Annotated in this window: 11 protein-coding genes; all 11 read right to left on the bottom strand. The window is 42.4% G+C overall.

Going from position 1 to position 12,848, the window contains the following annotated elements; translation table 11 throughout:
• Nucleotides 1–10: 10 nt before the first annotated feature.
• Nucleotides 11–856 (bottom strand): 2-keto-myo-inositol isomerase, encoded by an 846-nt coding sequence (iolI, locus tag AC1DVB_RS02560; protein WP_477588072.1) that lies wholly within the window; start codon nt 854–856, stop codon nt 11–13.
• Between the two features lie 4 nt (nt 857–860).
• Entirely contained in the window at nt 861–1,739 is an 879-nt protein-coding gene (locus AC1DVB_RS02555) for a sugar phosphate isomerase/epimerase family protein (protein ID WP_057275584.1), read from the bottom strand.
• A gap of 49 nt (nt 1,740–1,788) precedes the next feature.
• Nucleotides 1,789–2,820, bottom strand: coding sequence for a bifunctional inositol 2-dehydrogenase/D-chiro-inositol 1-dehydrogenase (gene iolG, locus AC1DVB_RS02550; RefSeq protein ID WP_057275583.1), 1,032 nt, complete (start codon nt 2,818–2,820; stop codon nt 1,789–1,791).
• Nucleotides 2,821–2,868: 48 nt separating this feature from the next.
• Nucleotides 2,869–4,281 (bottom strand): sugar porter family MFS transporter, encoded by a 1,413-nt coding sequence (locus AC1DVB_RS02545; RefSeq protein WP_057275582.1) that lies wholly within the window; start codon nt 4,279–4,281, stop codon nt 2,869–2,871.
• Nucleotides 4,282–4,303: 22 nt separating this feature from the next.
• Nucleotides 4,304–5,191 (bottom strand): myo-inosose-2 dehydratase, encoded by an 888-nt coding sequence (gene iolE, locus AC1DVB_RS02540; protein WP_057275581.1) that lies wholly within the window; start codon nt 5,189–5,191, stop codon nt 4,304–4,306.
• Nucleotides 5,192–5,208: 17 nt separating this feature from the next.
• Complete coding sequence (iolD, locus tag AC1DVB_RS02535) at nt 5,209–7,119, bottom strand: 3D-(3,5/4)-trihydroxycyclohexane-1,2-dione acylhydrolase (decyclizing) (protein ID WP_477588069.1); 1,911 nt, start codon at nt 7,117–7,119, stop codon at nt 5,209–5,211.
• Nucleotides 7,120–7,151: 32 nt separating this feature from the next.
• Entirely contained in the window at nt 7,152–8,129 is a 978-nt protein-coding gene (iolC, locus tag AC1DVB_RS02530) for a 5-dehydro-2-deoxygluconokinase (RefSeq protein ID WP_477588067.1), read from the bottom strand.
• 22 nt (nt 8,130–8,151) lie between these two features.
• The gene (iolB, locus tag AC1DVB_RS02525) at nt 8,152–8,967 is read right to left on the bottom strand and encodes a 5-deoxy-glucuronate isomerase (RefSeq protein ID WP_095678281.1); all 816 of its coding nucleotides are present in this window, start codon (nt 8,965–8,967) and stop codon (nt 8,152–8,154) included.
• 72 nt (nt 8,968–9,039) lie between these two features.
• Nucleotides 9,040–10,509 (bottom strand): CoA-acylating methylmalonate-semialdehyde dehydrogenase, encoded by a 1,470-nt coding sequence (locus tag AC1DVB_RS02520; RefSeq protein WP_057275577.1) that lies wholly within the window; start codon nt 10,507–10,509, stop codon nt 9,040–9,042.
• 859 nt (nt 10,510–11,368) lie between these two features.
• Complete coding sequence (locus AC1DVB_RS02515) at nt 11,369–11,689, bottom strand: antibiotic biosynthesis monooxygenase family protein (protein WP_057275576.1); 321 nt, start codon at nt 11,687–11,689, stop codon at nt 11,369–11,371.
• Between the two features lie 597 nt (nt 11,690–12,286).
• A complete protein-coding gene (locus AC1DVB_RS02510) occupies nt 12,287–12,466 on the bottom strand; it encodes an IDEAL domain-containing protein (protein ID WP_034315231.1) in 180 nt (59 codons plus the stop codon).
• Between the last annotated feature and the right edge of the window lie 382 nt (nt 12,467–12,848).

Here is a 12,848-nt window from a genome sequence, read left to right as displayed (position 1 = left end):
ATGATCCACTTTATGAGTTCTGCAGTGCAAAATGTTTCGAAATAACTTGAATTGTCGTTTCTTTTGCTGTCTTAATGGCTTCTTCAGCATCGAGTTCATAATATTCCGGACGGAACAATTCCACAGAGGCGACGTCGGAATAACCAATTCCCTTCAAGATGGTTAATATGCTGTCTAAATCTATGGCACCATGTCCAGGCCATACCCGGTCTTCATCCGTCAAAAAGCCGATTGGAAAATCCTCTGTATCATCAATGTGTAAAATGAAGATTTTCGCCCCATCCGCTTTCTTCAAGTCTTCCAAACTTGAACCCATGGCATGGAAGTGAAAACAGTCCAGCACCAACCCAACATTATCACGGTTGACTGTTTCAACGATATCGTATGCCTGACCGAATGTATTCACAGTACATTGCGGATGCCCGACAAATTCCACTGCAATTTTGACGCCAAACGGTTCAGCGATCTCGGAAAGCTCAGCCAATACTTCCACACAGCTGTTTTTAATATCTTCTTTCAATATTTTCGCTTCCGTTACAAGCGGAACCGCCACCACATATTTCACACCCAATTTCTCCGCCATGTTCATCATATTCTTAAATTCGGCTATTATCGCCTTACGGCCGTCTTCATCGCGATTATTAAAGAATACGAGCGCGTTGAAGGCCAGTGGCTTAATATGATTTGCATTAAAAAATTCGGCCAGTTCTTCAATTGTGTGTGTTTCCAAATACTCAGGCAATTTATCCATGGTACGGATTTCGATATAATCGTAACCATGTTTTTCACAGTGTTTAAGATCTTTGACCAAGTTGGAATTTTCAAGTGTTGTCGCTTGATTGAAACAAAGTTTCATTTTGTCAGCCTCCAATTCTTTCTGCTAAACCCAATCCGTCTCTCATTTTTTCAAGCATAAGCTTACTTGACCAGTCTGCTTTGTCGATCCAAGCAAATACTGCATTTGTCGCGATGCCGTCAAAATTCATTTCTTTCAGTTTTTTGAAGATCGTATCAAAGTCAACTTCGGCTTCGCCGATGTTCAAATGCTGGTGGACGGTTGCCTCGACACCTGGAGGATTGACGATATAACGGAGTCCGTTGGATGCTTTATGATTGAATGTATCAGCAAACAAGACATGTTGCAGGCGATCCCCGGCAGAATCGAACATAGGTGCGATATCGCCTTTGCCATCATCATAAAAAAATGTATGGGCGGTTGAATAAACAAGGTTGATCCACGGACGGTCAAGGGCACGGATCATATCCATCGCCCCCTCATGCGTTTCGATGAAATCGAATGGGTGTGCCTGCAAATTCAGTTTAACGCTTTCCCTTTCAAATACCGGAAGGAGTTCATCCATCGATTTAATGAATTTCTCTTCACAGATAACTTCATTGAATTTAGATCCGTTAAATTCACTATTCATCAAGTCAACATCCAATTCCACTGCCACTTCAATGGCGCGTTTCCAATTACGGACTGCGGCCTGGCGCCGTTCCTCATCAGGACCGGCCCAGTAGTAAAGCGGAAGCAAGGAGGATATCTTCACACCTGCGTCGCTGCACCAGCGTTTCAAATTTTTAATCTGTTCCTTATCCACTTTAGGATATTTATAGAATGGACAAAAATCTTCCCTCGGTGACAGTTCGATATATTCATAGCCTAGTTCAGCTGTTTTATCGACCATTTCTTTTAATGATAAATTGGCATACATCGTAGGATCCAAAGCTAGTTTCATTGGTCTTTCCCCCTATAWTTTTTTTTTTCGTTTCAATGCATAATTACGTTCACTGTACAGTGATTTTTCCGGTATAAAAAACGGGCTTCTCTTCAAGGTCAACGGATTCTTTCTGTCCGGACTCCTGTGCTTTTACACAAGCATCAGCTGTTACAGCAGCAATGTATCCATCCCATGAAGTCGGACCATTCGGCTGACCTGTCTTTATAATGGAATCTATGAAATCCTGTATTTCTATGTCATATGCATCCATAAAACGATCTTTCCAATCTACCAAGATATCCGTGCTCCGTTTAGCGCCTTTCCTTGTCACGATGCTCGCTGGTTCAGGAAGATATGCAACACCTTCCTCACCAATGACTTCACATTGGATATCATAGCCATATTTACAATTCACGAATACTTCAGCTTGAATGACAATCCCGCTCTTCGTTTCCATTATGATGAGTTGGGGATCTTTTAAGTTAGCATGCGCGCGGCTTGCTTTTTTCGGGTAAATGACTTGAACTGATTTGTAATCATCACTGATTAACCAATGCAATACATCAATCTCATGAATCAATGTATCAACGACCGCCATTTCCGTCGTATATTTTTCATCCACTTCTGGGTTGCGGTGTACACAGCGGACCATGAGCGGCTCGCCAATTTCATTTCTATCAATGGCTTCTTTCAGTTGTACGTAACCGCTATCATAACGTCGCATAAAGCCAACTTGCACCAAACGCTTCCCGTGTTTCATTTCCGCCTCGGCAATTCTCCTGCAGCCTTCTGCCGTTGTTGCCAGTGGCTTTTCACAGAATACATATTTGCCAGCTTCAATCGCATTCAATACGTTTTGCTCATGTGCAGGGCCCCAACTTGTAACAAGCACAGCATCGACATTTTCCGAGTTTACCAGTGATTGGTCATCCGGATATACAAGTGCCTCAAGTCCATATTGTTTCACGACCTGCTTTGCCGCCTCTTCATTCACATCGGTTACAGCCACAATTTTCCCTCCGGATAATTTGTCTGTAATTCTTTTAATATGCTCCCGGCCGATGGCACCCGTTCCTATTACACCAAAATTTAATGTCATGATCATATTCCTCCTTTTATGCATATCTGGTTCATTTCTCTATAACTGTTAAATTATTTTTGTCATTTCCTTTGCAGGTTCTTTTCCATGATTGCGGAAGTTCTGTTCAAGCTGTTCAAGTGTAAGTCCTCTCGTTTCAGGTAAACATTTTTTCACAAAGGTGATAGCCATGATGCCAAAAGCGAAAAAGATATAAAATGTGGTAGACAATCCGACTTTATCTAGTAAAACCGGGAATGTTAAGCCGATTAGAAAGTTCACGACCCAAAGGAAAAATACGGTGACACCCATACCGAGCCCACGAACTTGAAGCGGGAAGATCTCTGAAAGCATCAACCAGGTAACCGGTGAAATGGCCCCCTGCTGAAAGGCAAGGAAAGTGACAGTCAAGGTCAAAATGATATAGGGAAGTGCAGCCGTCCCTTCAAGAAGGGACGATAAGACGCCAATCAATAGCAATGTGGTCGTAGTACCTATCAAACCGGTTAAGAGCATTGGACGGCGCCCGATTTTACCAAGCAGCCAAATACCTAAAAATGTTGCCAAAACGGAAATGATACCGTTTGCAATATTCCCGATCAAAGCAGCTTTTGTCTCAAACCCTGCATCTTTTAAAATTTGGGTACCATAGTACATGATGGAATTAACGCCCGTTATTTGCTGAACGATGGCAATTCCGATTCCAAGAAAGACGATTCTCCGTATCCATGGGACGGTCAAATCCTTATATGTCGCTTTTTTAACATGGTTTTCCTCATCGAATGTCGCTTTGATTCCCTGAAATTCCGATTCTGCCTCATCCATTATACGTATTCTTTTCAAAACCTTCAGGGCCTCTTCATTTTTGTTCTTGGACACAAGCCACCTTGGACTTTCAGGCAACCTGATCATGCCAAAGAAAAGAAGTATGGCTGGAAGTGATGCAATGGCCAGCATGTAACGCCAAACATGTGAACTGTCACCCATCGTTGTCCCAAGAATGGCATTGAAGATGAATGCAAGCAGCTGTCCGCTAACAATCATTAATTCATTTTGGGTGACGATCCGGCCGCGTCGTTCAGCTGGAGACATTTCCGCCAAATAAGTAGGAACGGTTACTGACGCACCGCCTACCGCAATGCCGAGTAGAAAACGGCAGGCAATCATGACCGTAACACTCGGTGCAAACGTGCATCCAAGGGTGGAAAAGAAAAAAAGTACCGAAAGAAAAAGAATGTTTTTTCGGCGGCCCGCATAATCCGAAAGTCTGCCTCCCAGAAAAGCTCCAAGTGCCGCGCCTAAAAGAAGTGAACTGGCAACAAGTCCTTGCGTAAGTGAATTGAGGTTAAGTTGATCCGCTTCGGACATGAACGGCAAGGCACCGTTAATGACACCTGTATCATATCCGAACAAAAGACCGCCTAACGTCGAGATAATAATAATCTTGCGTAAGAATGCCATTTGATTTCCATCATTATTCAAATTAATCACTTCTTTCCCGTTTTTAATCTTGAACTAGGAGCAGCCTTTTTTTTATATATTTGCGAGCGATTAATGCGTATTCCAATGGATGGGCAACCGACGGATCTTGTTCCGCCTCTACTACAATCCAGCCTTTATAATGATTTTCCAGTAATGTATGGTAAGCTTCCACAAAGTCAATGCAGCCGTCACCAGGCACCGTGAACATGCCGGCTAAAAAAGATTCTTGAAATGATTTTCCAACTTTTCGGCACTGCTCCATCACGCTATGCCTTACATCCTTGAAATGAACGTGCCCAATGCGGTCGATATGCTTTTGCAGAAGGGACATGCAATCGCCATCCGATACATAAATATGTCCAGTATCATATAACAGTTGCACTTTCTTTTCGGTATTTTCCATAAGGCGGTCAATTTCACTCAGTGTCTGGACGCCCGTCCCCATGTGGTGGTGATACACCAGTTTTAAGTTGTAAAGTCCTGCAATTTCCCCTAACCGATTCAGGCCCGTACACAATATTCCCCATTCTTCATCAGTAAAGCGGGGCTTTTTCTTAAATACATCGTACCTTTCGCCTTGGATACTGTAGGTCTGTTCGGATACTACCGCTACATCTCCATCGACAGCCTGTAAATATTTGCAGTGTTCATGGAAATCCTGTTCTGCTTTGTCGATGCCATCACGGATGATGAAACTGCTGAACCACTGACCGGCTATTTTTAAGTTCCGAAGCTTCAGCTCTTTGTTCAGGACCTTCGGTTCCGGGAAGAAACCTCCTACTTCGGTCCCCTGAAATCCCGCCACGACAATATCGCTTAAAAGGTGGGATAAGGTGTTTTCAGCTCCGATTTCCGGTATGTCATCATTACGCCAGCCAATTGGGGCAATCCCCCACGAAATCTCCTGCATTTTCCGACTTCCCCCTTTTAATATTGTTTGGCCATTTTTAATTTTTCTTGTCTCGCTTCATATGCCCTTTGTATACTTTTCCGTTCAGAGACCTCTGCCACGCCAACATTCCACCAGGAGTCATAACCATCCGTCATCGTTTTCGGCAGAACCTTCATTTCTATTAATGTAGATGCCGACTGTTTCTTTGCATCCTCCAATGCAGCTTTCAGCTCATCGACAGTATTGGCCCGATAAGTTTTGGCTCCATACCCTTCGGCTACTTTTGCGTAATCAATATTCATGATTTGATTATCATGTGTTCTGAACTCACAGCAATATGTTCCGCTGCCATTCTCCATTTGCAGATTGTTGATGCAGCCAAATCCAGAATTATCAAACAATAAAATGTTGATTTTATGATTATATTGAATGGCTGTAATCAATTCCGAATGGAGCATCAGAAAACTGCCGTCCCCTACCATTGCATAGACTTCCCGGTCTGGATGGGCAAGCTTAGCTCCTAAAGTTCCTGCAATTTCGTACCCCATGCAGGAGAATCCATATTCAAGATGGTACGTGTTTGGCACGCTTGAATGCCAGAGGCGCTGCAAGTCACCCGGAAGTGATCCGGCTGAACCGACCACCACACTTTCCTGATCGACCGTATCGTTTATTGCGATCATCGCAGTGGATTGTGCCAATTCAGTTTTTAATGCATCCGAGTATTCATTCAAGACTTGCTGTGAAAACTGGCTTTTGATTTCAGGCATGAAATTTTCACGGCTGAAAGTGACTTGACTTAAACGGGTTCGTTCGGAAAGCCACTCCTCCTTCCAATCTCCAAGCATCTCCCCATATTCGGTTTCATAGCCTACTAGTAACGCTTCAAGGTTCTCAAGCGCTACTTTTGCATCAGCGACGACCTGAAATCCATCTAATTTATAGGTTTGAAGGCGGCTGACGTTAATGTTCAAAAACTTTGTCCTTTCAAAATCAAATGCAGTTTTGGAAGACGTCGTAAAGTCCGTATAGCGGGTCCCGACACCAATTACGAGATCTGCCTGGCGGGCAGCCTTATTGGCAGCCATCGTACCGAGAATGCCGACACCGCCCAAATTCTTAGGAAAAGATGATTCCACCGTCGATTTACCTGCCTGTGTTTCCACAAGTGGAATGTTATGCTTTTCTGCCAGCTTCATCAAAATATCCCGAGCCCCGGAATATCTTGCTCCGCCACCGACGATGATGATCGGCTTCTTACTTGCTCTAATTCTCTCGGTAGCTCCTTGCAGTTCACGTTCTACCGGAACTTTCCGATCTAAATAATGGACGCGTTTTTCAAAAAAATGTTCATCGAAATCGAATGCTTCCCCTTCTACGTCCTGTGAGATGCATATCGTCGCTGGCCCGGCTTTCCCGGGATCGGTCATCACCTCGAAGGCCCGGATCAGACTGGACATGAGCTGCTCAGGGCGAGTGACGCGATCCCAATATCTTGATACTGCCAGAAAAGCGTCATTAGTTGTGATCGCCGTACTATGCTCATGCTCAAGTTGCTGAAGAACCGGATCCGGCTGACGTGTCGCAAATGTATCAGCAGGAAGTAAGAGGACAGGAATATTGTTGGCGAGTGCCGTCCCCGCTGCCGCTATCAAGTTTGCCGAGCCTGGCCCGGCAGATGTAGTGACGGCATAAATTTTCCTTCTTAGCATTTCCCGGCTGTAGGCGATTGCAGCGTGTGCCATCCCTTGCTCATTCTTTCCTTGAATCACTTTCAAGTGGCCAGCGTCCTGTTCGAGTGCCTGACCAATTCCAACGACATTCCCATGGCCGAATACATTAAATATCCCTTCTACAAACGGAGACTCTTCACCATCAACATGAATGTACTGCTGATTTAAAAACTTGATCAAAGCCTGGGCTGTAGTCAACCTCACTGTTCCCATCTTCTGTTCACCCCTCTATGTAGATAAATTCCTTACACGCGTTCGGCAATTAAATCCTCTATTTCTTCTGCAACAGGCATCGCCTCAGATGAACTGTGCTTGCTTACAACTATGGAAGCGGAAGCACTGCCAAACTTCAAAGCGCTTTCAATCCCTTTGCCGCGCACTAACGCATATAAGAAAGCGGAAGCATATGAATCCCCTGCGCCGAATGTTTTCAATACTTTCGTCTTATAGGACTTCGCTTTAAATACTTCTCCTGATTTGGCATAGGCATATGAACCCTCGACGCCGTGTTTGATGACGACCAGGTCTGCGGAATGTTCAAACAAGTAACGGACGGTCCTTTCATTCGTACCTTTTTCGGTATTTTCCATTACATCATATTCATCACGTGTGCCAATCAAAATGTCTGATTGCTCTGCGACTAACGAATAGTAAACGGAGGTTTCTTCAATGGAATTCCATGTATAGGGACGGTAATCCAATTCAAATATGACTTTTACATCATTTCTTTTCGCAAGGCTGACTGCTTTTAAAACCGCCTCACGTGATGGACTTTTTGCTAAAGCCGTTCCTGAAACCAATAGAATCTTTGATTTTTTGATATATTCTTCATGCACTTCCGAAGGTGCTAAATGAAGGTCGGCTACATCATCCCGATACATCAGGATACTGCATTCTTCAGGACTTTTAATTTCCGTGAAGGCCAGTCCCGTTTTATGCCCTTCTTGATCGATTACCATATTCGATGTATCAACACCTGCCCTACGCATATAACTCTCGATGAAACGGCCGTGCTGATCATCCGCAAGCTTACCGATGAATCCGACTTTCAAGCCTAATTTTGCACTTCCGATGACAACATTGGCAGGTGAACCGCCCACGTATTTTGTGAATGTCATGGTCTCTTCCATCGGACGGTTATATTCATTGGCATTCAAGTCGATGCAGGCACGGCCAATGGCAATCAAGTCAAATTCCTTATCGATATTAAATGTATAGTTCATCCGGTTAACAGCTCCTTTTCCTTTAACGATTCAGGATCCACTCGTGATCGGGATCATTGAAAAATTTCCATGTCCTTGTCGGACCGGCCATAACATTCAAATAATAGGATTCATAACCGTCAGGTACGCCTACCGGATGATAACCGGCCGGTACAAGTACGACATCGCCGTTTTCAACCGACATGGTCTCATCAATCGAACGGTCATCTGTATATACTCGCTGAAAAACGAATCCTTGAGGCGGGTTCATTTCATGATAATAGGACTCTTCCAATAACGACTCATTTGGTAAGTTATCCTGATCATGTTTATGCGGAGGATAGCTCGACCAGTTTCCGCTTTCTGTATATACTTCAACCACCAGAAGGCTATTCGCATACTGAGCTGAATCCGGTAATATATTATGCACCATCCGCTTATTGCTCAAAATGCCCCTATGTTCCACGTCAACATCCCCCGCTTTAATCCATTTAGTCGGAAGTTGCTTATCAGAAGGCGAATAACACAGCGCCACTCTGGCCTTGGTTATCGCTTCCAATTTAAAGCCTCTATCATTTGACACGTAAATGCTATCAGTCGGCACTTTATCAAATACACTATCGCGTGTGCCTAAATCCTGGTATACATTTTCGCCAACAGCCACATTGATTTTTCCCGTAAGAGCGACAATGCAGCATTCCGTTTTATTCAACAATTCCGTATACTCAGCACAAGGAGCCAGCTCCACTATTTTGAATTCAACAAATTCTAAAGGGGAATTTCCTTTCGTTACTGCTTGAACGACTGTAACACCTTCAGCGACCTCTTTTTTTACCGGTTTTTGAAGCAGTTTACTCATATGTACCTCCTAGTTTTCAAAAAATCCGGCCCGTATCCAAACGGGCCATCTTGTAAGGCTTTTTCGTTTCACTTATTTCACGTAGCGTGCAGTCACCATTTTTTTACGTGTATAGAACTCCACACCGTCGGTTCCATTTGCATGAAGATCACCATAGAATGAATCTTTATATCCAGAGAATGGGAAGAATGCCATGGGTGCTGGAACACCCACGTTAATGCCCAACATCCCGGCATGTATCGTTTCACGGAACTGGCGTACATCAGCAGCACTGTCCGTATAAAGGCAAGCCCCGTTAGCCAGTGCTGAAGCATTGGCTATCTCAACGGCTTCCGTTAAATCTTTGGCACGGACAACGGAGAGCACTGGTGCAAAAATTTCATCTTGCCAGATTTTCATTTCCTGTGTCACATGATCAAAAATCGTAGCCCCTAGGTAATATCCATTACCGCTTGCTGCCTTATCTTTACGTCCATCACGTACTAGGGTCGCGCCCTGAGCTATACCTGATTCGATGTAATCGATGGTCCTCTTCTTAGCTCCTTCCCGGATCACAGGTCCTAGAAAAACGCCGTCATCCAGACCATTCCCGATCGTAATGGCATCAGCTGCCTGTTTCAATTTTCCAACTAGCTCGTCCGCTACACTTTCTTCTACGACAACAACCGCAGCGGCCATGCAACGCTCACCGGCAGAGCCAAAAGCCGCACTTGTTATTTCCTTGGCTGTCATATCAAGATTTGCATCTTTCAAGACAATCGAGTGATTCTTCGCTCCCGCAAGAGCCTGGACGCGCTTCAAGTTAGCCGTGCCTGTTTTATACACATATTCTGCAACTGGCTGTGAACCGACGAAGGAGATGGCTTTCACATCTTCATGCTCCAGAAGCCCATTAACCACATCATGTGCTCCATTGACGATGTTCAGTACTCCTTTAGGAAGACCTGCCTCCTCAAACAGTTCAACAATGCGTGCTGCAAGCAATGGTGTACGTTCAGATGGCTTTAACACGAATGTATTGCCACATGCGATCGCAAGCGGGAACATCCAGCAAGGGACCATCATTGGAAAGTTAAATGGGGTGATGCCGCCGATTACACCGATTGGGTAACGGTACATACCCGATTCAATGTTTGTCGCGATATCCGGAAGCTGCTTGCCCATCATCAGCGTAGGTGCCCCCGCCGCAAACTCGACACACTCGATGCCCCGCAGTACTTCACCCATTGATTCCGATAGGCTTTTACCATTTTCGATAGTGACCAGCTTAGCAAGTTCTTCCCAATTTTCCACAAGGAGCTGCTGATATTTGAACAATATTCGAGCCCGTTTCGGGACAGCGACCTGCGACCACTTTTTAAAAGCCTCATCCGCCACTTGAACGGCACGATTCACATCTTCCCTAGTTGAAAGTGGCACCTCGGCAATTGCCTCACCAGTTGCAGGGTTGAATACAATTTCCGTTTCCTTTGAAGTGGACTCAATCCACTTACCATTTATATAGTTTTTTAATTTTTTCACCTCATGTGTTACTGAAGACATGTTTTTTCCTCCTTAAAATAAAGTATTTTGTTAGATTATCAAGCCAGTATAACCATCGCCGTCAATGAAATCGATTTCATTTGACTATGGAAGAAATCCTTCCATGTTTTTTTAGGATTAATCAATAAATTTTCTAGCCAATCCTAATATTCAAGAATATATTCTGCGAATGAAATCGATTTCATTTCTTATCAGGGGTCTACCTTAAGAAAAAGTAAGGACCAAACCACTCCCCCTTAATTTATAGCCTGTACATAACCTTGATTCGGGATGAAATCGATTTCATTTACTTTATAAGGAAATACTACAATGAAAAATTTTCCCTGTAAACACTTTTTTTGTATTTTTTGAAATATTCTCTCTTCTACACATTTCAAAACATTGATAAATATGGAAATGTGCTGAATTATTTAATAAAAAAAACATCTTCAGCGGTTTTAAAAACTGACCAATACTTTATTTTATCGGTAGTGGTATTTTGATATATTAATATTCCTAAACTCAATTGACTTTATCATAGGAATTCCAGCTAACAATAATATCCCTAGTTTTTCATATAAGTAATCTTTTCAGACTATTCCTGCTCCCCTTTTCTTTACATTTCCATGAATGTCTCCATCCTAATGAAAATAAATGATATTTTACTATATCAACAGACTTGGAATTACATAACCTATCCCGAGATTTAATCAACAAAAAGAGGCACCCATAATGGGAGCCTGAATTTTAGTGAAGGTAAGCTATTATATGTGAACGGTAACCATTCCGTATCCTTATGCTAACAAGATGACTGAGAAATGGGATATTCCACCCAGTTACTTATTTGTACGGAATTTAAAACAGGCTAGCTTAAGGTCAGTTATTTCACTGCCTTTTTAATAGCCTTCACTTCATATAATGAACCTTCCGAACTGACGATATATTCAGGCTTTGGTTTCCCTAGGTTTGCTTTATGGCCTGCGATATGGGCTTCACTCTTTTCCCACTGCTTCCAATGCGCCTCCGACTCCCAATTGATCATAATGATGACCTCTTCATCCCCGCGTCGCACTTTTTTCATCATTACACTTAAATCGATGAACCCTTCCTGCTTTTCTATGATCCCTTCCCCGCTGAACCGTTTTACTACTTGTTCTGCATTACCTTCCTTTACCACCATTTTTCTCATTTGAACGAACAATATGAACAACTCCAATCGATATACTTGTATTTGATCATTTTATTCGATAACGATTCTCATTGTCAATTAATGAGACTTTTACTTAAGTGCACTACTTAAAAATTCTGATTCCCAAAAACAAAATAAAAAATGGATCAGGAAGTCTTGCATATCTTCCTGATCCATTTTTTATTGTCACTCACCTTTTATCTTTAAGACTTTTGGGAACATAGTCATTCAGTTTGTTAAATAAAGAAGTAATGTAGGAGCTGAGTTCGAATCGATCCTCCTGAACAAATTCAACTAAAGACACTCCATTCTTTTTCATAACTTTTCCCCCTTTAAGTTTTTATCCCGGTGCATGAACTTTTCAGCAACTAATACCTGTGAATCCCGCCATTAGCGCACTTACACTCTTCTCTCCATCGTTTCTTTATTTGATTATACAAGAAAGCGCTTACAATGTAAAATATTATAATTCTATAGATTGCTATTTACTTAGTATGTTCCAGGTAAATGAAGTTTTTTCATCGGCATATTTATGGTTATCAGCTTTGCTGGCTATTCAGTGTACATTCCATATCCTAACTACTTGTCTTGTTCACAGAGAATAAAATTTCAGGAAATGCCCTTCAATATTTCAGTTAAACGTAGGAACTCTTCCTTATCACGATTTCTTAATGAGTCATCGATTTCTTTTTCGATTTGTGCTTTCCGGTAATCACTAAGGGCCTTTTTTAAAACCATTTCAGCCATCTCTTCAGGTTCAAGCGATGTTCCTGGCAATTGCTTCTCCATACGAAACCAACTCCTTAACCTTTTTTCTATTATACTAAATAACTTGGAGATTATTATTATTTATTAAAATCTTATCCTTTCCTCTTTTTCATTTTTCATTTCCTTATCCACATGATTTCCACTTTGCCACTCTTCTATACACAAAATTTCTAAATATTCGGTTTTCTAATCAGTAACATATTTTCTTTTTATCCACTTAGTCATTTTACCCGGGAAGATCGGATCATTTATTTCCATTACTTTAGAATTAATTATATGCCATTACAGGTGAAGGGAGCTAAGTTATTTGCTTCATTTTTTCAGAAAAGTCAGAAATATATTGACCAGTATGGACAGCCCCTCTAAAATAATCTGAATAATCAAGTTTTTTTACTTATATTCA

It is taken from the genome of Peribacillus sp. P4_D6, assembly GCF_056401795.1.
The sequence above is the reverse complement of the archived record's forward strand: the minus strand, read 5'-3'. Positions and strand labels throughout refer to the sequence as shown.